Raw genomic sequence first — 23919 nt, 5'->3', positions numbered from 1 at the left:
ATACAGGTAGAAGTATCAATCTACAAGGTCTTTTACTGTCTGAAGCATTTCTTCGCTCTGGATTTTGTTGATATAGTAAATTACACGGTCTGCCAGTCCCGGGATGGTATTAAGGTCTTCACCCCAGATGGAAGTATCGGCGAGAACTGTCTTCACAAGATTTTCTACCGAGCCATCGTTCCACAAACTTGTAAGCATCGCCATGATTTCCGGTGCATCGTTAGGAACTATCTCTACACCATCGGCACGCTTTCCACCTTTGTAGTATACTATGATGGCTGCAAGACCGAGGACGAGTCCTTCAGGAAGAACACCCTTGCGTTTCAGATATTCCTTCACTCCCGGAAGGTCGCGTGTGGCATACTTAGGGAATGAGTTAAGCATGATTGATGTCACCTGATGATCCACGAAAGGATTGTTGAAACGTTCAAGAACGTCATCTGCAAACTTCTTAAGTTCTTCTTTCGGTAAGTTAAGGGTTTCCATCAGCTCGTCGAACATCACACGTTTGATGAACTTACCTATCACCTCATGCCGGCAAGCATCTCTCACGATATTGACGCCCGAAAGGAATGCCACCGGCGACAATACAGTGTGAGGACCGTTCAGGAGAGTCACCTTGCGTTCATGATATGGCTCCTCCGACGGGACGAACAGAACGTTCAGCCCCGCCTTGTTTGCAGGAAATTCTTCGGCAACCGATTCCGGTGCTTCGATTACCCACAGGTGAAAAGCCTCACCCTGTACAACTAAATTGTCATCAAAGTCTAGTTTAGTTTTTATGTTATCTATGTCTTTACGAGGGAATCCCGGTACGATGCGGTCCACCAGTGTGGCATATACACCACATACTGTTTCAAACCATGACTTGAACTCTTCACCAAGGTTCCACAATTCAATATACTGATAGATTGTTTCCTTCAGTTTGTGACCGTTGAGGAAGATAAGCTCGCATGGGAAGATGATAAGTCCTTTCGACTTGTCGCCGTTGAAATGTTTGAATCTGTGATAAAGCAACTGTGTCAGCTTGCCCGGATAAGAGTTTGCAGGAGCATCTTCGAGCTTGCACGACGGATCGAAGTTGATACCTGCTTCAGTAGTGTTCGAGATTACGAATCTCATCTCAGGCTGTTCTGCCAGTGCCATGAAATCATTATACTGGCTATATGGATTCAGGGCACGGCTGATGACATCAATCATTCTGAATGAGTTCACCACCTCGCCATTGTTAAGTCCCTGAAGATTGACATGATAAAGACAGTCCTGAGCATTGAGGGCATCAACCATACCTTTATCTATAGGTTGCACCACAACAACACTGCTGTTGAAATCTGTCTTTTCATTCATATTCGAGATAATCCAGTCAACGAACGCACGAAGGAAATTGCCTTCACCAAACTGTATGATACGTTCCGGACGTACTGCCTTTACTGCAGTCTTATTATTTAAAGCTTTCATTGTAATGTCAAAAATTAAAATTGATAAAATTAAAATTCAACCAACATTCTGAATACCTTACCTGGATTTTCCGACCATTTCTGCAGAGCCTCACCTGCCTCTTCAGGTTTCACTACGGCAGAGATAAGTTCGTTCATCGGGCAATTTCCATTCTGAAGATAATGTATCACGGCACGGAAATCCTCAGGCATTGCATTGCGCGAACCGCGTATGTCGAGTTCCTTCTGAACAAAATATTTTGTCTGGAAAGCCACTTCACTCTTGGCATAGCCTATACATGCCACACGACCTGTGAAAGCAACAATATCAATGGCAGTTACGTATGTGACAGGACTGCCCACAGCTTCTATCACCACATCAGCCATATAACCGTCAGTAAGTTCCCTTACTCTTTCAACCACATTTTCTGTCTTAGAATTGATAACCATCGATGCACCGAGACGTTTTGCCAGTTCAAGTTTCTCGTCATCAATATCCATGGCTATTACTCTTGCTCCACGAAGCGATGCCCTTACTATGGCACCAAGTCCAATCATTCCGCAACCTATCACGGCCACAGTATCAATGTCAGTTACCTGTGCTCTTGAGACGGCATGGAAACCTACGCTCATAGGCTCAATCAATGCACATTCCTTATCCGAGAGGCCGGCAGCCGGAATAACCTTTGTCCAAGGGAGGACAAGGAACTCCTGCATCGAACCGTTACGCTGAACGCCCAAAGTCTCGTTGTGTTCGCAGGCATTGACACGTCCGTTGCGGCATGAGGCACACTTTCCGCAGTTGGTATATGGATTTACAGTCACGTTCATTCCCTTCTCGAAACCGACAGGAACGCCTTCGCCTATTTCCTCTATCACAGCACCCACTTCATGTCCCGGGATAACAGGCATCTTGACCATAGGATTTCTTCCAAGGTAAGTATTAAGGTCGGAACCACAGAATCCGACATATTTGATACGAAGTAAAATTTCTCCGACTCCAAGTGTTGGTTTAACTATATCAGCTACTTGAACCTTTCCGGCTTCAGTAATTTGAACAGCTTTCATAATCTATGTATTTATTTAAATTTGTTATTGTATTATTTTAATGATGTTTTTTCTCTATCTTATAACCTTTCCAGCCATAATATGCTGTAAAGAAGAAACATATCAGAGGTATTATATATGCCACCTGATAGAAATCCGCGTTATGATTCATCACAAATGCGGTAAACTGAGGGATACATGCATTACCTATAATAGCCATTACAAGGAATGCCGAACCACTCTTGGTGTCCTCGCCGAGGTCGCGTAGAGCAAGTGAGAATTGGGTAGGATACATGATTGACATGAAAAACGACACTGCAAGCATGGCATAAAGTCCTGTCATACCACCGAACATAATAATTACTCCACACAGTATGATATTTACTATAGCGTATGTAAGCAGCATATCCTGAGGTCTGAATTTCGACATTAGCATAGTACCTATCCATCTGCCGCCAAGGAAAGCCAGCATATACAGTCCGAAGAATGTGGTCGCCTCATCCTCCGACAGACCTGCATACATGCAGCAGTAAACCAGGAACAGGCTGTTGATGGCTGTCTGCCCTCCGTTATAGAAGAACTGTGCGATGACTCCCCATCTCAGATGCTTGCGTTTCAACACTGCAAAATTGATAAGCTTGCCCTTCTCTCCGTGCGATTCTTCGTTATCTATGTCTGGAAGTTTACACAGTGTAAACACTACTGCAAGAATGATGAGTAACACGGCAAGAACCAGATAAGGCATCTTCATGGAGTCTGTCTCCATCTGGATAAATCCTTCCCAGCCTCCCGGGAAGTCGGCAGGCAGCGTTTCGCGCGTATAGTTCTGTCCGGTAAGTATAAGCTTGCTCAGAAACATTGCGGAGATGAAAGCACCAAGACCGTTGAACGACTGTGCAAGATTCAATCTTCGCGAAGCCGTGTCATGTGTACCCAAAGCTGTCACATACGGATTGGCAGCCGTCTCAAGAAAGCACATTCCCGTTGCCATAATAAAGAAGATTACAAGATATGCCCAGTATTCCTTTATCTCAGCTGCAGGGAAGAAAAGCAGACCTCCGATAGCAGCAAGAATGAGACCGACTATTATACCCGACTTATAGCTGAAACGTTTCATGAACATTGCTATCGGTATGGGAAACAGGAAGTAGGCCAGCCAATAGGCAGATTCAGTGAACGAGGCCTCGAAAGCATTCAGTTCACAGGTTTTCATCAACTGCCTGATCATTGTAGGCAACAGATTACTGCTGATAGCCCACATGAAGAACAAGCTGAATATCAGTAAAAGCGGTATAAAATATTTGTTTTTCATTCTGACATGTTTTTAATATAAGGTAACTCAGGCAGATTCTTGAAACCGTAAAAGGCTTTCGCGTTCTCGCCCAAGAAAAGTTTTTTGCTTCTCTCTTCCAATTCTTTTGATTTAATCACAAAGTCGTACGACATTTTGTAGGTGATGGCTGTAATTGTGCGCGGATAGTCGGAACCCCACATCAGTTTCTCGAAACCGACAAGGTCGGCAGCTTCGTTGATAGCCCTTATAGCACCGTTGAACGGATAGAACTCGTCATTGAACAGCCATGTGATACCGCCAGACTCAATCATTACATTTTTATGGCGGGCAAGCATTATCTGCTTCTTCCAGTCCGGTTTTGTAACCATGCCGAAATGACCGATGGCTATTTTCAAACCCGGACATTCTGAAATGATTTCTTCCATCTCGCCAACCTGAAGGTCTCCCTCTATCATATCTATGGAAAGAATCACTCCTTTATCTTCCATCAAATGAAACATCTTCATCATTTCGTCCGAATTGAGCATCACCCTTCCGTCCTTTAGCTGCAGACGGTGTCCTGGAATCTTTATGGCCTTAAACCCTTTGTCTATAAGTTCAACAGTCTGATTAAAGTAACCCTGCTTCCTGAATTCACACATACCGCACACAAAAAACCTGTCGGGATAATTTGTCATGACCTCTAGTAGATAGTCATTCTGTATACCATCGATATACTCCTGAGTAACAACAGCTCCTCCAACCTGGGCATAGTTCATATTTGCCAGGAAAACCTCTGCCGTATTTCTTCCGTCAATCATAAAGGGAGGAAGCATTTGTCTCACCTCCCCCATAAACAATGATTGACCATTCTCTGTAGTTTTTATTTTCAGGCCATCTACTTCAGTATCCTGATAAAGCCACAGATGTGAGTGAGCGTCAATTATTGTATAATCCATAGCAACAGTATTTATGAATTTGCCCAACTTACTCTTTGTTGATCACCTATTATCTCCTTAACCTTTTCCACAAGACTCCAGTCGATAGGTTCCTCAATGTATTTAATATTCTGAAGTACAGATTCTGATTTTGCCGAACTGAACAGTGTTGTAGGTATTCTTGGGTTACTAACAGAGAACTGTACTGCAAGCTTCTCAATAGGATATCCCTGTTCCTTACAAAACTTCGCAGCCTTTGCACATGCCTCAATCAGTGATTTTGGGGCTGGATGCCATTCAGGAACACCTCTCTGTGTGAGAAGTCCCATACCAAATGGTGAAGCGTTTATCACCCCTACACCCTTTTCATCGAAATAATCGAGGAAGTCAACAAGTTTGTCATCGTTAAGCGAATAGTGACAGAAATTAAGCACCGCCTCAACTGTGTCCGGAGCTGCATGGTCAATAACCCATTTCAGGTTTTCAAGCTGAAGGTCGGTTATACCCACATGACCCACCAGGCCTTTCTCCTTCAGTTCCACCAGAGCAGGCAATGTTTCGTTCACCACCTGGTTCATATCCGAAAACTCAACATCGTGAACATTGATAAGGTCAATATGATCTATATTCAGACGTTCCATACTTTCGTATACACTTTCCTGTGCGCGCTTGCCCGAGTAGTCCCATGTATTAACACCATCCTTGCCATAACGTCCCACCTTGGTTGAAAGTATGAACGATTCTCTTGGCAACTCCTTAAGAGCCTTACCCAGTACTGTTTCTGCCTTATAATGTCCGTAATATGGAGAAACATCAATAAAGTTCAGTCCATGTTCTACTGCTGTAAAAACAGACTGTATAGCCTCACTTTCTTTAATAGAATGAAAAACTCCACCCAACGAAGATGCACCATAACTCAATACAGGCACTTTCAGTCCTGTCTTTCCCAATTCACGATATTCCATTTTGAAAAAGAATTTAAAGGTTAATTTTTTACTCTATTTATTATTCATACAGATAGAACATACGTTCCATCATCTGCCATTTCTCGTCCGATGTGGCTCCCTCGGCACACTGCTGAAATTTTGCCACATATTCCTCCCATTCGGCCTGACGAGGCAGAGTGGCAAGCTTTGCCATTGCTTTATCCCAGTCAAAATTCAGAGGAGTTTCCACTATCATAAAAAGTTTAGACCCCAATATGTATATTTCCATTTCCAGAATTCCCACTTCACGTATTCCGGCACGTATCTCAGGCCATGACTCTTCCTTACTGTGAGCCTTCCTGTAGGCTTCAATCAATTCCGGATTGTCACGCAGACTCAAAGTCTGACAATATCTTTTCACTGGCTGAGAATAACTTTTCACTTTATATCCTTCTGTCTTCATGATATTATTAATATTATTATGTTAGTATTACATTTCACTTTCTTTATATTTTCGATGATGCTAAAGTATGAAGTATCCATCAAAACAATAGAGGAGATTTTTAAAAAAGAAAGAGGGGATATTATACCCCCTCTTTTTCGACATTTTTACCCCTCATGAAGGAGATAAAAAGTCACCCCAAACTCTATAAAAATCAAAACAGATTGAACTGCATTCCTGTGTAGAAAAATCCCTGGTTGGATTTCGGATTCCAATACGTCATCACCGTCAACGGGATTTCATATTTCATTACCCGAAGTTTATAAATTACATTCAAGGACACCTGAGTAATTCCTGCCGATTCGGCATACATGGTTCTGTTCACCATTTCCCCACTTTCATTTCTTGAATTTCTTAATGCGAAAGCTGTTCCAATACCAGGACCGACCCTTAGCTTTTCGTTCTGATAGATGAGATGGTATAGCCCACATATACGAAACTGGAGTATATGTTCTTGCTGTTGTCCAGATCCCTGTCGCGACCGTAAACAAGTGTAGAGAGGCTCAACTCCAGCGGAAATTTCCTGTCGCCCGTATAATTGAGCATAAGGTCTATAAAACGTCCCGTCTCATCAGGCTTATAGTTGAAGAACTCCTTATTATTATATGTAGCCCCCGGCGAGAAATTATATGTATCTATAGCCTTAATCTGAAACCTGCCATGAGTATATATTATATACTGGCTCAGCTCCTTATAACTCCCCCTGGTGTTCGATCCGCCAAGGAAACCGACGGTAAACCTCCCCGATGGGTCGGAAACCGACAAATCGGACGAGAGAATCAGTCCGTCGGCCACTTCAATGCCACGCCATAGAATCATGTTCTGTAGAGTAGTACTGAAATGAAGCTGAGCCTGAACATTTGCTGACAAAAATATAAATACTGGAATTAACAGTCGCTTTTTATACTTACAGGTATCCAATGATAATATATGTATCATACTCAGAGCAGTAGAAAATCGGTTCTAAATTATTATTATGGATTTATTTGTCGAAATAATCTATAAGATTATAAACATTCCAGTTAATATCCGACATGTATTTGGTCAATGATGTATAAGGTTTATAGTTATAATCGAGCATACCTTTATTGCAATCCTCATCATCCAGATACTTGAAGAAAACCCATCCTACACAATTCTTGGCTTCGAGCAGTCCCAAGGTAAAATGCTGGTAAGCGAATCCACGGTTTTGCTGGTCGCGTACCACGAAACCGGCTCCACTTGAGTTGTCAAGCTTAGTATCCTCACCCTTGGTATAGAATTCCGTTACCATGAAAGGAGTACCGCCCGCCTGGTTCTTCCAGCCATCCATGTAGCCTTTTTCAGGCGACCATTTACTATAATAATTTATGGAAATGACATCACAATATTTTCCCGCTGCCTTAATTATATAACTGTTGTATTTAGGAAGGCTGTGCAGGCGTGAACCCAGATAAAGCAATTCAGGGTCCTTCGATGCCTTAACCGCATTCTTTATGGCAGAATAATATTTTTCCGCACAAATACCGGCAAACTCATTGTTCAGTTCATCCGTTACATCAGAAACATTTGCACTCTTGTCCTTATCCGTCATAAACTTGGCGGCTGCAATATAAGCAGGATCCTGCTTGTTTGAAATTTTCAGGAATCTGTCGAGCAGCCTGTTTCCCCATGTAGAGAAGTCTATCTCATTATCCGAGAAGAATCCCAACACATCCGGGTTGTTTCTGAACATGCCGAAAGCATCCGAATTGAGATACTCCTTGCACCATTCATCCCATCCATCATAAAACACAAGACCTATCTTAAGATTCACGTTCTGCCCCGGATAGCTAATTCCCTTGCTATTCTTGAACTCTGCAAGGAATGAAAAGGAAGGAGCCTGTGTCAGAGGACTTGAAGCCGATTTATTATAATCATTTACAGCCTTGTCGCCTTCTTCCTTACCGAAAGCGCAGACACTATGAAATCCTATTTCAGAGAATTGTTTCTGCGACTTTGCCACCCAGTCATCTACTGAACTGTAAAGCTTGCCGAAAGCTGAGCTGTTGCCATCCATTCTGAATGAGGCGATACCCCTTACATAATATGGATAACCTTCGGGGTCGACTATCCAACTTCTTCCATTTGAGTTTTTCTCAACCCTGAACCGTCCGGTAGCCTTGAATTTTTGCCCTTTTGCGTATGAGCCATATTTATTCACGCTTTGCAAATACTCATCCTGTGTTTTTGTCTGCTGTTCATAACCAACCAGGTATGGCAATATCCTTGTCTTTGCCTCTATAAAAGCCTTGTCAGGTTTTTCCGCATACTCGACAATTATCGGTTGATACTGCTTGGTGCTATTAGGATAGGTTTCAGCAGGACCGGGAACAGGCAGTTGCAGTTCCACATCATCATCGTCATTATCGCCTGCATTGTCGCCGGGAGTATTATAGTCCTCCACATTCCCCGGTTGTGAGTAAATAACCTCAGGCGGAATATATGAGAACTCTTCCTGAGGGTCTTCACATGACAAAGCGAAGAACGGAACACTCAAGCAAATGGTTTTAGTAATAATAGTAGAATATTTCATTGTTGCAAATATTTAGTAAATTAATATAAATCCCATGTCCTGATTGTATCCCCCCATCGGTGGTCTATCGGGAACTCCATTTCTCCCCATGCCTTAACAGAAGTCCAAGGTTGGTCGGCATCAGTCCAGAACGGGTCAGAGGCAGGCAATCCCAACGGAAGGAATGCAAGTGTAGTCATATACAGGCTGCCATTGTTTGTATAATGATTCGAAATGCCAGTCTGATGTCCGCAGAATCCTATGGTGAGGAATCCGCCCTCATTAAAGTTATTGCCCGACTTGAACATACGTTTCATACACGCTGTCAGCGCACATCTCACCTGTGCTTTCGATACTCCCGCCGGCAACTCATTATACCATGCTATAAGAGCCAGTGGCTGCATTGTTGCCATACGGTAAGGTATAGAGCGTCCGAAAACAGGGAATGTTCCTTCAGGAGATATGAAACGCTCCAGAATTATGGCGAACCTCTGTGCCCTCATCAATGCCCTGTCATAGTACTTGCGATAGTCGAAACGTGTCCTCACGCCCGATTCCATTATTGCATGTATAGATTCGAGATACATAGGATGGAACACATAACTGCTATAATAATCGAATGCAAAGTGCTGTCCGTCTGCGTACCATCCGTCGCCTACATACCATTCCTCCACCTTGCGGAAAGTAGAATTTATACGATATGTATCCTGTCCGGCATCAATTTTGGCAAGGAAGCTTTCAATGGTGGCCGAGAACAGCAGCCAGTTAGTGTAAGGAGGGTCAATGCGTCGGAGACCTTTGAACTCTTTTATGTAGCGTTCCTTTGTTGTCTGGTCCAGCGGTTTCCACAGCTGGTCGAACGCGCGCAGGAAACTTTCCGCAATATAGGCAGCATCAACCAGTGCCTGACCATGACCGTTCCACAACAGATAATCCGGACTATTAGGGTCCACCGCATTTGCATAACTCTTCAATGCCCATTCTTTCAGTTGCTTGCGCTGCTGTCCTTCTGCTGTATCATCGTCAGGCAGGCTCAACCATGGAGCTATACCGGCCATGAGACGTCCGAAAGTTTCCATATATGCAACCTTCTTGTTACGGTTATCCCAGTTTGGACTTACCTCAAGAATCATATTTTTCTGTAGTTCCCCTTTCGCCATATTGCTCAACACAGGAGCAGCCATCCTGTAAGCCATATCCGTCCAGTATTTTCTTGTCTCGTTGTTGTTTGCCTCGAGATAACGCACATACTCGCAAGCGGCAAGAAGGAATGCGCCTACCCCAAAGTTGGCAGTCGACTTGGCGTCAACCACCTGTCCCGGAATAGCCTTTTCACCGATTGGCTGGACATAACCCACCGACCAGTCTTTCTGCAGTGCAGTCTTGGTAAGATATTTCCATGCTTTCTCCACTACAGGCATAAATTCATCCTTGTCAAGATAACCGTTGTTTATCCCCCAAAGCATACCGTAAGTGAAGAAAGCGGTACCGCTTGTTTCCGGTCCCGGAGCATGTTCCGGATCCATCATACTTCTTGTCCAGTAGCCCTCCGGCTGCTGCAGACATGCAACCGCCTTTGCCATACGCACAAACTTATCCTCGAAAAAAGACAGATGCTCATAACCCTCCGGCAGGTCCTTCAGCACCTTTGCCAGAGCGGCAAGCACCCATCCGTCGCCTCTTGCCCAGAAATCCTTCTTTCCGTTCAGACTCTTATGCTTGGGATAAACATATTTTGCGTCGCGATAATAGAGTCCTTCCTCCTCATCATACATTATTGAGTCCGACGTACAAAGATATTCATACAGTTTCTTAAGATACCGGTGATTATGCGTAATCTTATACATCTTCGTCATTACCGGCATCACCATATAAAGTCCGTCGCTCCACCACCAGTAATCCTTACGCGGTGTGCTCATCTGGTACTCCATGACTTCGCGTGCACGCTTGATTTTATAATTCTCCGGCATGATGTTATACAAGTCCGCATAAGTCTGGAAGCACACCTGATAATCGCCGAACAGCACATAATCATCCTTTACCCCGTATTTATACTTCCATTCAGATTTGTTGTTGCTTTTCGCACCCATCCACTGGTTATACTCAGCCCATGCCTCCGAATACTTTCTGTATTCTTCTTTCCCAGTAAGGAAATAGGCTTCCATATTACCGGTGTGATATGCCGCATAATCCCAGAAAGACCTTGCTTCGGGGGCATGATTTTTCTGCCAGGCATCGTTCACTTGTTCAATCATCTCCCTAACTTGCTGAGCATCAGTTTTTTTTGCGAAGGAAAATGAAGGTAAAACGGCTATAAGGATGTATAACATCCAGTAGTATCTATAACAGTTCATCTTTGTGATATTGTTTACATTTTCTAAAACGAAATGGGGAAGAATATATATTCCTCCCTCATTTCACGAATAATTGTATTATTATATTTATTTGTTAGGAGTCCATTCTGCTCCGTTGTTGAAACCTTCTGTTGTAGAGTCAAAACTTGCATCTGCTCCTGTACTTGGTCTTTCTGTAATTTCTTCAATCTTAAAAGAAGTGATTTTAGCGGTTCCAGTAGCATCAGTACCACCAGGGACATTAGTCTGTACAGTTAAAATAACGTTCTCAAGAACCGGCCACACAAGTGAACCATCTGCTCTTGAAGCTGGAGTTTCAGCAGAAGTAGAACTACTGATTGTGAATGTATTTGTATAGGTTCCACTTCCGGTATTTCTTCCAATCCAGAATTTATATTTATCAGATGCTCCCAATCTGAATGTTGTTGCACAGTCGTTAGATGCGTATGTATAAGTAAATTTGTAAGTACAACCATCACGGAATGACATTGATTTAGTAACTGGGAATTGATTATCTGCTGGAACAATTTCCAATTCTCCACTTGCATTAATTTTTTCGGCAACTCCTTCTGCAAGATATTCCTTAACTGCATCTATGTTAGCGAAGTTAAAATCAAAAGCATCTGCATGAGTCAAAGCAACATTGGCAGATTCAATCTTGATATTAGCATCTTCGTTGTTTTCGTTTTTAGCAGTCAAAGCACTAACAGCATAATCAGTGTTATAACTTACGCTAATATTTGCGTCATTACTATAAATCTTATCACCAAGAATAAGAGTCATAGTAGTTCCATTCACAGAACCGGAAGCAACAGGAATTGTTTTTCCTGCTACTGTTATGGTAAATGCTTTGTTAACAGCATCAGTGAATGTTCCAGAAACTTCCTTATCGAGTGTAAGTTCAATTCGGTCATTACCTGTTGTCTGATCAGGAACAATTTCTTTAGCTGAAGAAACGGCAACAGTAGTTTGTTTTTCCAAATCTACAGGAGGTTCACCGCCTCCTTGATCATCATTCAATACTATCGTTACAATCTGTCCTTTAGTAACTATAAGGTTTTCACCACTGAAGTTATAAGTTTTAGTACCAGAATTTCTTGTAAGTTCCAAAGTAAATCCATCGGTAAATGTCACCGGAGCTACAACCATTGAGTATTCCTTGGCATTTTTATTTTGTTCATTAGGACCAACAAATGTTCCCTCTTTAGCGGTTAGAGTTATAACATTAGAACCGGATTCCACTGTCAGGTTTGCTGAAGCATCAATTTTTACGTTCCCTGCAATCTTTACATCACCACCAGCAGTAAGTTTAATACCTGTAAGGTCAGTAAGATTATTTTTAAACTTAACCAATCCACAAGTATTCTGGAAAGTTAAAGATTTGTTATTATCTGTTGCAGTAGCATAAGATATATTTGCATTTGCATCGAATCCCCAAGCCGGAGCTGTCTGTTCAGATGGCAGTGTAGTAGTTACGACACCTTCAAGACACACAGCTTCGGCATTATAAGGATAAAGAGCTGTATACGAATTGTTAGGTGTAGCCTTACCTGTAAACGTTGTAACTGTGCTACCACCTGTAGCGGTAGTAAACTTGTTATTTTCTTGGCCTGAAAAGATATTGATTGCATCTCCTGTTGTCCACCACACCGTTGTTCCATTCTGCAACGAACTACGGCTTGAAGGCGTACCGGCAACAAAAGTCATATCCTGAGGACCACTGACTGCATTTACATTCGACAGTTCGTCTTTTGTACAAGACTGGAGCATTGCAATACTCATCAAAGCCGCTCCACAAAATAGCATCGTATTTTTCATGACATAAATTATTTGTTAAACAGTTTCAATAATAAAAAATCACATCACTTGTTATTCATATTCTTATTCTTTAGGATCAGGTTTCCATTCAGTACCGTCATCTTCAAAATCATCATGACCGCCATCTACAATTCCGGGAGGTATTGATATTCGGCATACCGCACTTTTTATTCCATTACCCGTATCTACAGAAGCACCGATATTAGAATCTCTGCCCCCGTCGATTGCCACGACCGTACATCTCATTTTATCGTCCGATGGTGTAATCATCAACACATCAGGGAAAGAAGTTCCCCAAACTATTGACTTGTAACCGGTATAAGGGAGATTATCCTTGGTTATATTAATACCCAACTCCACAGTGCCACTATATGGTAATTCTATATAACTGACAGGTTTGTTGTCAGTCTGCCCATCCTTGAACACTACATATTCAATTTTTATCTCCTCAGCCGGTGTTCCATCACCTCCACCTACGCCATCATCATCCTTATCACACGAGATTGCCGTAAACTGTATAAAAAGAAGTATGAAAAGGTTGTATACTGACAGAATCCGTGGTTTTATATCAACCATAATAAAATGTTATTTAAGCGCCAAACAAAATTTTCAATATTCAAAAGGCATAAGAGGAAACCCTGAATATGCCTTATTACCATGAAAACAAATCAATCTACCTTTTTCAATCCGGAATCAGAAAAATATGTTATTTATTTAGAACATATTTTTCCGATTTGCCAGATTACAATCACAATAAATAAATCAACAACTAAATCTAATTACCTAATCTTATAACTAAACCCTCAAACAATGTTATTTAACCTTTTCTATCTTGACATCATCAAGCAGGAAGCATCCACCATTACCTGAACCCGGAACAGCTGTGAAACGATATACAAAACCATTTTCCTGCAATTTGAATTTAACTGTTGTAAGATTGTAATTCTTACGGTCTTTCTTGACCTCAGCAGTGGCAATTTCTTCCAGTTTCTTTGAATCCGGATTATAGTACTCAATCCTGAAGTTAGGTTTGTCACCCCAACTGTATTTGGTATAAGCTGAAATCTGATATTCTGCTCCAGTTTCATAGCTGATGTTTACAGCCTGCCACATACCAACCTTCACCTCAACAGCATAGTTGCCTGAATGTGCCTTTTTCGCATCAACTATTTTGTTATCTTTCTTTTCCCAGACATTCCATGATGTCAAGTCACCTGACTCAAAATCACCGTTCTTAATTTCCTGAGCGTATGCAGAAGTCATCATCATTCCGCAAGCCATCATTGCTAAAATTTCTTTTTTCATTTTTTCTAAGGTTTTTAATTTAAGTATTATGTTGTATCTATTAAAATCACTCTTCTATTGGAACCAACTTATAAGCCCTGACCCAGTCATAATAAGTAGTACTTTTGTCCTTATCCTTCAAGTCCTCAGCTGTAGGTACTTGTTTTTCCCAATCGTATGTTTCAGTAACTATATGTATGAACATAGGTCGGTCAAACGGAGTATCTGTATATTTTGTTGTAGGCTTGATAGTGTACATATACTTTCCGTCATAATAGAATTTCACGGTATTTGCATCCACCCACCAACAACCGTAAGTATGGAAATCTTCTGCCGATGGGTCTGTCATATACGAAACCACATCCGAACGTTTCGCCGTATTGTCAGTACGTTTGCCTCCTTGTTCCTGATACCAATAGTGAGTATTACTGTTCATCTGCATATTCCATGTCTTGTTCCACGGATTATCAGGGTTGACACTTCTTATTATACCCATTGTTTCTATAATATCAAGTTCCTGACTGCTCCATGTCTTTATCTTCTTGCCGCCTTTCATTATTTCCTTCATTACCGGGCGGTTGGAAAGCCAAAAAGTAGACGACATGGTAGTGAGCGAAGCCTTCATCCTTGTTTCATAATACCCATAATGTGCCTGGTTCTTTACAGAAGCAACCGCTCCACCGGCAAGACGATATTTATCGCCCGGCTTTCCATCAAGTCCTTCTGTTGGCGACAAAACGGTATTGATTATACGAAGACAACCTTTCTTGACACTAACATTCTCTGCCTTGAAAGTTGCAGGCGGCCGACCGTTAGTCCAATAAGGACTTTTAGCATGCCATTTAGCGGCATTAAGACGTTTACCATTGAATTCATCAGTATAATCTTCGTTAACTACCCATTTATAACCCTCAGGAGCCTCAGGCAAATTTTTTATATGCTCTTCAGCCAAAGAATATTCCTTATCATTTTTTAATGTATAAGATGACAGGAATAAAGATGCAGCAGATAAATACAATACTGTTTTTCTCATAAACTTTGTCGTTTTAGATTTTTTGTTACACGACAAAAGTATATAAGTTTCATGAAAGCATTAAGGGGGATTTACATCGTAAAAGGTGGGGTAAAATTCTACCACTCCCTGAAACACAATTATTTCACTCATGAAACCATGTGTTTTTACGATATATAAAACCCGACAGAAGAATAATACCGTATTACCGGCTAATTTACATAAGAATAACTTTTCAAACCGCCATATACCCCACTTTACGTCCGTACCCTCAGTCCTCGACTCCGGCAATATGTTTTCCATATCGAGATCTATGGTTTTCTGCCTCGGATTCAACCACTAACTGTCGAGCATGTGGATTGCGTATCTGTCATAGAATCTCTTTCCGAACCATATTATCTCGTCTGTGCTAAGTATGTTGTTCAGACGGATAATCCTTCCGGTATTTTACCACCTACTTCTCTTGCAAATCCTGATCTGATATAACCGGATACTCTCAATTCATTGATTTCCGACTTGTATACAGTCTGCGAAGAGGCATTGAAACTACTGCACAGACTGAACAGCAGCAGGGGAAATAATTTAACCGATTTTAACAGTAAATATTCTGTGTTCATAATATTTCATTTTAATGATTACGTTTCTGACTTTCGTCTGATGCAAAATTATGAGGTATCGGACGGGGTTGTATCTTTCAGTAAAAATCAGTAAAGTCTTGGCAAGGGGTAAAAAACTTAACATCTTGTATATAAATATATTACAAACAAGGTGCAAAGATTTTCAGTAAACGATGGCGAATACAGAACCTATATATTTACACGCCATAAAATGAAGAAAAAGCAGTAGGAAAAAAATGCGGGCAAGTTCCGGATAAAATGTGGGCAAGTTTAAGGTAAAACTTGCCCGCATTTTAGATAGAATGCGACCGCATTTAAAACAAGTAAAAAACGAAGAAAAAAATATGTGTTCTTCACAGAACACATATTTCAAAAATAGGTATAAACACGCTAAACAATGTTAACAAAATCTATTTATAAAAAAAGCTCACATCAATAATATCTGCAACATTTTTACAATACTCCATAAATGAAGAGACCTTGGGATGATTTATACACAGAGCTATCTGTGATGTAGGCGAAAAACGTCCTGTCCCGTCAAGAAACGCTGTAAGCTCAGATGGGAGGAGTATACTGCCAATACCTGGATTTACGTCAGTCAGAACGACTGTATTTACAGCTTCCACCGCTGACACATCAAGATAATCGAGTGCCGGAAGATCTGCGAAGTGCAATTTTCCTATCATATTGCCGCCTTTGCTGCCCTGAAGAGAGACACGCTCCAATGAAGAACAACCGGATATATGGATTTCACTGTCGAATATTGAAGTTTCGGAAACATCATCATTAAGTATAACAGAAGGAACAACTACCAATTGAAGCGAACTGTTATTCTCCACCCTAAGTACTTTCAATGATGATGCGGAACTTAAATCCATTCCCAAAGGTGTATCAATATTAGAGATTGAAAATACTGAAACTCCCGAAGACGGCTTGACATACGACATGGAATAATGCTTGGACTTCACTCCCGAAATGTCTACTTTTCCTCTGAAACCGGGATTTGACAATATATACTCCACACCCTCAAGGTTAGCTGTCTGCGACAGGAAAATGAGGTCGTTCCCTTCGGTTATCCTCTTCGTGACATCAATCTCCAACGATGAGACAAACACCGACGGGAAGTTTCTGTAAAGATATGAACGGAGCAAAGGATCCGGTACTCTTCGGTTTACTGTATATTCAGTGTAATTTCCATCCTCGTCCGACATCACGACAAGACATTTGTCCGTCATGGCTTTATAGAATGCAGGTATGACATCTGTATTCCATTTTGCAAAGTAAGGAAGTTTCAGATTTGTAAGACTTTTACAAAGCACCGTAGTGCCATCGGTTGAAATAAGATTGAGATACGAAGTTATGCCGTCATTGCCGCGTAAAGCTACCGATTTTATTCCTTCGGGCAGGTCAGCAAAGTCGAATATAGAAAAACTGTTACACTCAAGATTGACATCTGCGAGCGAAGGAAAACTCCTCAAACCGCTAATAGATGTAAGTTCGCATCTACTCAAGTCCAAAGAAGTGGTATTGAGAACTTGATTGTCACAAATCAGCTCTCCGTTTTCGCTGAAATTAAATCCTTTCCGGGTCAAGACATCGCGTAACTTTGTATCAAAAGTCACTTCAGACACTTCAAAGTCGGAAATTTCTGTTTCATCCTTACACGAGATTATTGTGAAACAGAGAACTATCAGTACATAAAAGCTAATAAAATTCCTCATAACAATCAGTTTTGTGGTAATAAGACTATATTATCAATCCAAGCCGCGTCGTTCTGTCTTTCGCACACAATGGCACACACTACTTTTTTCACTGTAGAATTAAAATCGAAAGATACGGCTTTATAATTGCCGGGAGAAGAAAATTCCTCTGTATATACCGTTCCTGTAGACATATCCTGTAGCATGACTTTCAACTTACATGCTCCTTCGGTCTTTACATCAGCAGAGAAGCGATAAGTCCTGCCACTCTCCATGTCAACCCTCTGCATGAGTCCTGCATGACCAGATATACAGGCTACATTATTGCCTGCATTGTCAGTCTGTACGCAAACCGTACCATAGTTACCCAATGGCTGCCATGCTGAAAGTCCTTCGCTGAAGGTTCCATTCTGCAAGGTAGAGACAGTATATTTCTCAACCTGCAGTATCATGGACGATACGTGACCTCCTCCGTCGGAAAAGGTGATGTCGACATTATTATCGCCATTCTTCAGCAGCAGTATGTCGAACGGTACTTCTATCATACCGAAAAATATATTGCGGTTGCTCTGGCCGTAGCCTTTCCAGTTGTCGGGAACACTCACAGCGGTACCATTAATCTTTACCACCGGTTTCTTGGAAGCAGAGACAGGACGGCCTATCGACATACGCAAGCTTGCTCTGCCCGAACCGGACTCGATTCCTGTGAAGGGGAACGAAAGGGATGATCCGGCGGAAATCGGTTTCAGATACTCACTGCTGTAATATTTATTGCGGATTATGGAGTTCGTGAATGCTGACGAAGACACATCTGCTACAAGGACTATGGTCTGATTTGGGACAATTGAGATGCTTTCAGGCATGGACGGGACATTCTGTTCCGTATATTCTATACCTGCGTTATAATTGACATATAGAGAACGCTTTGTGACATTCGATACATCCTTCCAGCTATTCTTATTGTTCAGATATACAGTCTGCGGGTTATCATCAAGATTATCAAGGGCGATATAGAGTCTGCCTCCATCCTTGAATGCCTGTACCTGAATATCAGGATTACTGCTGGTTATATCAACACGTTCGCCTTTTACATTCTTCCAGAGTTCGAAGAAATATTTTTTGTCATTAAGCCTCCATGTGGTATTCTTCAGATTCTGAGGATTGTCGGGAATAAACAGTGCCGCACTATATGAAGTATAATTGTTTGCAGCGGTGATATGCCACTCAGCCTTATCTGAGACAAAAGGTATTGAGATAAACAAATTGTCCTGACGTTCCATCAGATTAAACAGAAAATGATTAAACGACGAAACACTCCGCACACTGCTTATGTCATCATAGCTGTCGTCGGGCTTGCTGTTGTCAATACCTCCAAACTCGGAAATGGCAAGAGGCTTGACATGTCCGAACTTAATATAGGAATACGCCTCAACCATATCAAGAACTGCTTCGGAGTTACTTCCTGAACGTTTCGTATCGGTGCCGGTTACATTTATTCCATCATAAAGATGTACAGAGAATCCATCCATATATGCACCTGCACGATCGATGAACATTTTCATGCGGGTGTTCCAGTAATTGAAGTTCCCATCCTCCCAGGCGGGGTAGGCTGCGGCATAGCCTATCACCTTCATCTTTCCGTTAAGACGCGGATTATTGTGTATATGTTTACCTATTGAAGCATAAAAATCGACCATCAGTTCGCGCATAGCCTGTCCCTGAACGGTAAAACCGGCATCATTTGCATGAACGAACGGTTCATTGAGGGGTTCAAAAAACTCAGGTACCAGCTCGCTGTTGGAATAATACTCAGCCGACCATGCACCTGCAGCCTGAACGTCTATGCCGCCCTGTATGTGCTGTACATAGGGATGCTCTGTGGCAATATATCTTTTTACGGAAATATTTCCGCTGTATGGTTTCATCTGAGGATATTTGCCTACCTCATGCGTCTTGTTATACGCATACGAGTATGGTCCCCAGAACTTTCTTCCAAGACCGACCTGATAGTCGGCAAGAAACTTGCCTACATCCTTATCATCATCGGAGGTGGAATGAATATTGAAATATTTAGAACGGTCGAGTTCTGAAACACCGCTCAAAAAGCGACGGGTATTATAGTCGACAACCACCTCGTTCCTTTCCTGACAATAAATACCGGGAGGAACACCTAGGGTAAATGCCGATAACAGAAAAATATATTTATAGCTCATAATTTCTTTCCTTTTAGACACAGAAACTTGTCAGTCCTGATGTGGATACATTATTTTCTCACTTTCTTATCGTAGCGTTCAGTCTGAAGAATCATAGTAGCCACACGGCCTCCATTATCCGGGAATGTTACTGACACCGAATTTTTTCCTTTTCTGATTAACCGGTAGTCGAAAGGTATTTCTATCATACCGAAGAAATCGTCTCTGCCAGTCTGGTCATATCCTCTCCAATTGTCGGGCATGTCGACTTTCTTGCCATTAACCATTATTTCAGGTTTCTTCGACATCTCGTGCTTCCTGCCTATTGACATACGCAGAACAGCTCTTCCTGTACCCGGTTTCAGACCATCGAAATCAAACACAATTGGTTTTCCGGCTTCCACCGGCTGAAGATAAGTGTTGCTATAATATTTAGTACGAACTATTCTGTTTGAATACTTTTTACGGCTGATGTCGGCACACAATATTATTGTCTCATCTTTTATAATGTCAATACTTTGAGGCATAGAGTTCAGCGTCTTTTCATCATAAACTATACCTTTATCGAAAATCATCTTCAAAGAGCGCACTGAAACATTATCTACACCCTTCCAATTCAGTACGTTTTTCAAGTTTACCTTATGTGTATAGTCATCAAGATTGTCGATAGCTATGTAAAGCCTGTCATCGTCCTTAAAAGCTGCCACCTGTATGTCCGGATTGTCGGAAACAATATCTACACGTTCGCCTTTCACATCCTTCCATAACTTGAAGAAATATTTCTTGTCGTTCAGTTTCCATGCGGTATTCTTCAAGTCGTAAGGATTGTTGGCAACAAATAAAGCAGCTCCGTATGGTTCGAAATTATATTGTTTCGTTATATGCCATTCGGCCTTGTCAGAAACAAAGGGTATTGAGATGAGCATCTTGTCTTCGCGTTCAAGAAGATTGAACAGTATATGATTGAACGAAGCGACAGTTCGTACAGAGGCTATCGGATGATATCCTTTGGAAGTGTTGTCTATTCCTCCATATTCGGTTACGGCAAGAGGAAGAACTTTCCCCAAGCGGATGAACGAGTAGTTTTCCATAAGGTCGAGAATAGCTTCGGAATTACTTCCCGAACGGCGGGAACTCTTGCCTACTATGTTTATTCCATCGTAAAGATGTACCGACAAGCCATCCATGTACTCCCCGGCACGGTCAATGAACATCTTCATAGTATTATTCCAATGGTCGAAATCGCGCAACTCCATAGCCGGATATGCCGCGGCATATCCAATGATTTTCATTTTTTTCAGACTTGGCTCAGCGTGAATATGCTTTCCTGTCTGTGCATAAAAATCTGCCATGAGCATCCTCATTTCCTGACCATGCATATTGAAACATTTGTCGCGTGCATGGACAAAGGGTTCGTTAATGGGTTCGAAAAATTCAGGAACTGCCCCTTTCACATGCTTGGAATAGTATTCGGCAGCCCATGCACCCGCCTTCACTGGGTCTATGCCCCATTGTATGGTACGCGCGTTGGCATGTTCCGTAGCGACATATCGTTTTGTTTCCTTCAAATCAGTGTAGTTCAAAGGCTTTTCTGAAAAAGGATATTCGCCAACCTTTTTTGTCTTGCCATATGAATAAGAGAACGGTCCCCAGAAAGAGCGGCCGATTCCTACACCGTAATCTGCAAGAAATTTCCTGACATCTGGATCAGAATCTTTAGATGTGTGTATATTGAAATATTTACCTCTGTCAAGTGCCGATACATCATTCAGGTATCTCTGAGTGGCATAATCCACTGTGACAGTAGTGTTATAAGTCTTATTCTCGGAAGATGATAAAGGAAAAACCGAGAAAGACAAACACACAGACAAAGCTGTAAGAATTATGTTATTCATTGTATTATCAAAATTTAAAAGGCAGAGAACACTCCGATAGTTCAATTAAAGTATTCCCTGCCATTAAGATTATCACTTCTGTTTAAACACTAATATCAGAAATCGGCCGGTTTGAGTACATCGTTCAGCACCACTTCATATTCAACTTCTGTTCCGTCGTTTTCAGTAACAGTAAGATGGCCGTAACCGCCACTTGAGTTATTTTCTTTCTTACCTTCAAACATGAACATTCTCTTCTTCGTCACTTCCTGTTCTTCTTTATCGCCTGTTTCAGGATTGATAACTTCTTCCTTTTCAGTATAGACTTCATTGAAAGAGAATGAGAGATATTTTTCTGTATCCGAATTGATTTTCAGCCACTCGGGCAATTCCGAAGGAGCCTCAGACGACTCGGCAAAGAACTCGATCTTATTCATTCTCAAAGTCTGATAGTCATTCTTCCAGGCAATGAGGTCGAACAATTCGCGATAAACAGAAAACTTGGAAACCTCGCCTGTCTTTCCTGTTTCCACATTCTTGAGATAGGTAAGTTCATACACGGGAGTAGAATCAAGTTCTACCTCAGCCCATTTGTCATTATCACATGCTCCGAACAAAACCAAAGCACATAAGAATGTAATTGTCTTATAAATTTTATCTATTAGCTTCATTGTTACTATAATTTATTATGGTCTTACTTCAATATATCCGAAGAATATATCGTCAAAATAAATATTATCCTTAAAGGCATTAAAGCGCATACTGAGCAATATATTGTCCATTTCAGCCTTTGAAGTCACAGTGGTTGTGGCCGACATCCATTTGCTGTCGGAGCCATTCACAATGCCGCACCATGGTTTATTGCTCTGCCATGTCATATCTTCAGCTCCTTCTTTACCTGCCGGAACGAAATACGGACTCATACCCTTACCCTGTTTATACCCCGGTGTATAATATTTGTAGCTGAAAGTATATGTACCTTTACCACCAGTAAATGTCTTGGAGAGTAATGCCCTGCATCGGTCAAATGCTTCGACAAACATACATTTTGCACTGTTGTTTATTCCATCCTTCAGAGGATTGTCCACAACCTGTGAAGGAACTACAGGATGTGTTTTGGTATCGGCATCAATAACTTTCCAGTCGGCATATGTGTCAGGATTTTCAAAATCTTCATCCAGGAACGCACCAAAAGTAGTCGCTACGTTTGGAGCTGTAGCCTTTATCTCAAGGTTCTGATTTCCAACCAACGCTTCAGTTAAAGTTCCTGTAAGGGTCAGTTCATCTGTGTTATAGATTTTCTCAACCAAAGTAAGAATCAGTTCATATCTGCTTTGCTTGTTTACTTCTGCTGCTGTGATGTTTACGCTACCCCTGACAGCTGACGGTCTGTTATACGAGTTGGAGTAAGTAAGCTTTAGAGATGATGGATTTATCTCTTTATATCCAAACTCAGAATTATCCAAATCTATAGCAATGTGTGTTTGGTCAATCTGACGGATGTTATAAGTAATAGGATCATCACTAGGTACTACTGTAATAGCCAAAGGCACAACAAGAGTTTTTGGCGAAGCTTTTGGAGTGTACTTACCTTTACCCTCACTGGCAGAAGTTCTTTCTATTGTCATGGAAAGAAGCAATGGCTTATCGCTGAATTTCTTTGCAGTGAACTGGTATGGAGTGTCAAAACTGGTTAATTCGTCATTTACGCCAGTATCCGCACATTTGAAAGTCCATTTGTTAGGCAATCCGTATGAATCGTCCTTAATATAGACAGACTTACCATATTCAAGTTCGTATTTTTCGTATTCGGGAGCTTCCTCAGTTCCACCGACTATTCCGGTCTTTATTTCCTGTGTACACTCCGGATCACTGTATACCTTTACGGCCGGTACGAGGTTAGGATCATACACGCGGATATGGAAAGTTGTATCCATCACATATACATCACCCTCCTGCTTAGCATAACAATATTTTTTGATATATCCTCCGGTATTGTCGTCATACACCGAATATGGATATACAACCTGTCTGCGGAAAGTATTGCACAAACGTACCGTATGGTCACCAGGTTTAGTGAAATACACATGTATGGTTTTCAAATCGTTGGTATGAGGGATGGATTCATCAATCAGGTTTGTATAGTCTGTCTGTCCCCACTCCATCTTACCATTAAGGAACTTTGTACCATCATCCGACACAACCCACTGATGCGACAACATGCCTTGGGATAAGTCCATTATACTTATATAGTTATTAAGATTCAGCTGAATAGGTGAAACGTTTTCCTGATCTGTACTCACATGCCAGGTACATTCAGCCACGTTATTCAACGGTTCAAACTCATCATCCTTACAAGATGTCAGAACCGAGATTAATGAAAGAGCAATATATAAAAATCTATTTTTCATCG

20 protein-coding genes are annotated in these 23919 nt (G+C 41.5%); all 20 read right to left on the bottom strand.

Annotation, left to right across the window (positions count from 1 at the left end):
* Nucleotides 1-15: 15 nt before the first annotated feature.
* Nucleotides 16-1458: a tagaturonate reductase gene (locus DWX62_RS11860; protein WP_007560925.1), complete on the bottom strand. Its 1443-nt coding sequence runs from the start codon at nucleotides 1456-1458 to the stop codon at nucleotides 16-18.
* 29 nt (nucleotides 1459-1487) lie between these two features.
* Nucleotides 1488-2504, bottom strand: a complete 1017-nt coding sequence (locus tag DWX62_RS11855) for a zinc-binding alcohol dehydrogenase family protein (protein WP_007560927.1) — start codon at nucleotides 2502-2504, stop codon at nucleotides 1488-1490.
* A gap of 37 nt (nucleotides 2505-2541) precedes the next feature.
* Nucleotides 2542-3795 carry an L-fucose:H+ symporter permease gene (fucP, locus tag DWX62_RS11850; protein ID WP_007560929.1) on the bottom strand — a complete coding sequence of 418 codons (1254 nt, stop codon included), beginning with the start codon at nucleotides 3793-3795 and terminating at the stop codon, nucleotides 2542-2544.
* Nucleotides 3792-4715 (bottom strand): amidohydrolase family protein, encoded by a 924-nt coding sequence (locus DWX62_RS11845; protein WP_025018820.1) that lies wholly within the window; start codon nucleotides 4713-4715, stop codon nucleotides 3792-3794. The genes fucP and DWX62_RS11845 overlap by 4 nt, the downstream gene beginning before the upstream one ends.
* Before the next feature lie 11 nt (nucleotides 4716-4726).
* Nucleotides 4727-5659: an aldo/keto reductase gene (locus tag DWX62_RS11840; protein WP_007560932.1), complete on the bottom strand. Its 933-nt coding sequence runs from the start codon at nucleotides 5657-5659 to the stop codon at nucleotides 4727-4729.
* A gap of 40 nt (nucleotides 5660-5699) precedes the next feature.
* Nucleotides 5700-6083 carry an L-rhamnose mutarotase gene (locus tag DWX62_RS11835; protein ID WP_007560934.1) on the bottom strand — a complete coding sequence of 128 codons (384 nt, stop codon included), beginning with the start codon at nucleotides 6081-6083 and terminating at the stop codon, nucleotides 5700-5702.
* A 193-nt stretch (nucleotides 6084-6276) separates the two neighbouring features.
* Complete coding sequence (locus DWX62_RS21965; RefSeq protein ID WP_007560936.1) at nucleotides 6277-6450, bottom strand: hypothetical protein; 174 nt, start codon at nucleotides 6448-6450, stop codon at nucleotides 6277-6279.
* 62 nt (nucleotides 6451-6512) lie between these two features.
* Nucleotides 6513-6941, bottom strand: coding sequence for a hypothetical protein (locus tag DWX62_RS11830; RefSeq protein WP_117899356.1), 429 nt, complete (start codon nucleotides 6939-6941; stop codon nucleotides 6513-6515).
* A gap of 163 nt (nucleotides 6942-7104) precedes the next feature.
* The gene (locus DWX62_RS11825) at nucleotides 7105-8676 is read right to left on the bottom strand and encodes a hypothetical protein (protein WP_007560940.1); all 1572 of its coding nucleotides are present in this window, start codon (nucleotides 8674-8676) and stop codon (nucleotides 7105-7107) included.
* Nucleotides 8677-8696: 20 nt separating this feature from the next.
* The gene (locus DWX62_RS11820) at nucleotides 8697-10985 is read right to left on the bottom strand and encodes a DUF2264 domain-containing protein (RefSeq protein ID WP_120172919.1); all 2289 of its coding nucleotides are present in this window, start codon (nucleotides 10983-10985) and stop codon (nucleotides 8697-8699) included.
* A 111-nt stretch (nucleotides 10986-11096) separates the two neighbouring features.
* Complete coding sequence (locus tag DWX62_RS11815; RefSeq protein ID WP_007560944.1) at nucleotides 11097-12827, bottom strand: fimbrillin family protein; 1731 nt, start codon at nucleotides 12825-12827, stop codon at nucleotides 11097-11099.
* 63 nt (nucleotides 12828-12890) lie between these two features.
* The gene (locus DWX62_RS11810; RefSeq protein ID WP_007560946.1) at nucleotides 12891-13403 is read right to left on the bottom strand and encodes a hypothetical protein; all 513 of its coding nucleotides are present in this window, start codon (nucleotides 13401-13403) and stop codon (nucleotides 12891-12893) included.
* A 237-nt stretch (nucleotides 13404-13640) separates the two neighbouring features.
* Nucleotides 13641-14132, bottom strand: a complete 492-nt coding sequence (locus DWX62_RS11805; protein WP_007560950.1) for a carbohydrate binding domain-containing protein — start codon at nucleotides 14130-14132, stop codon at nucleotides 13641-13643.
* Between the two features lie 46 nt (nucleotides 14133-14178).
* Nucleotides 14179-15144 (bottom strand): family 16 glycosylhydrolase, encoded by a 966-nt coding sequence (locus tag DWX62_RS11800; RefSeq protein WP_007560951.1) that lies wholly within the window; start codon nucleotides 15142-15144, stop codon nucleotides 14179-14181.
* A gap of 401 nt (nucleotides 15145-15545) precedes the next feature.
* Complete coding sequence (locus DWX62_RS21815; protein ID WP_007560953.1) at nucleotides 15546-15740, bottom strand: hypothetical protein; 195 nt, start codon at nucleotides 15738-15740, stop codon at nucleotides 15546-15548.
* A gap of 410 nt (nucleotides 15741-16150) precedes the next feature.
* Complete coding sequence (locus tag DWX62_RS11790; RefSeq protein WP_007560957.1) at nucleotides 16151-17461, bottom strand: hypothetical protein; 1311 nt, start codon at nucleotides 17459-17461, stop codon at nucleotides 16151-16153.
* Between the two features lie 5 nt (nucleotides 17462-17466).
* Nucleotides 17467-19653, bottom strand: a complete 2187-nt coding sequence (locus DWX62_RS11785; protein ID WP_117713917.1) for a carbohydrate binding domain-containing protein — start codon at nucleotides 19651-19653, stop codon at nucleotides 17467-17469.
* Between the two features lie 50 nt (nucleotides 19654-19703).
* A complete protein-coding gene (locus tag DWX62_RS11780) occupies nucleotides 19704-21527 on the bottom strand; it encodes a beta-porphyranase A (protein ID WP_117892265.1) in 1824 nt (607 codons plus the stop codon).
* Nucleotides 21528-21622: 95 nt separating this feature from the next.
* Entirely contained in the window at nucleotides 21623-22177 is a 555-nt protein-coding gene (locus DWX62_RS11775) for a hypothetical protein (RefSeq protein ID WP_007560964.1), read from the bottom strand.
* Between the two features lie 15 nt (nucleotides 22178-22192).
* Nucleotides 22193-23917, bottom strand: a complete 1725-nt coding sequence (locus DWX62_RS11770) for a hypothetical protein (protein ID WP_007560966.1) — start codon at nucleotides 23915-23917, stop codon at nucleotides 22193-22195.
* Between the last annotated feature and the right edge of the window lie 2 nt (nucleotides 23918-23919).

Source organism: Bacteroides sp. AF20-13LB (assembly GCF_003603065.1).
Lineage (GTDB): Bacteria > Bacteroidota > Bacteroidia > Bacteroidales > Bacteroidaceae > Bacteroides > Bacteroides uniformis.
Note: the sequence above shows the minus strand (reverse complement) of the source record. Positions and strands in the feature narration are given on the sequence as shown.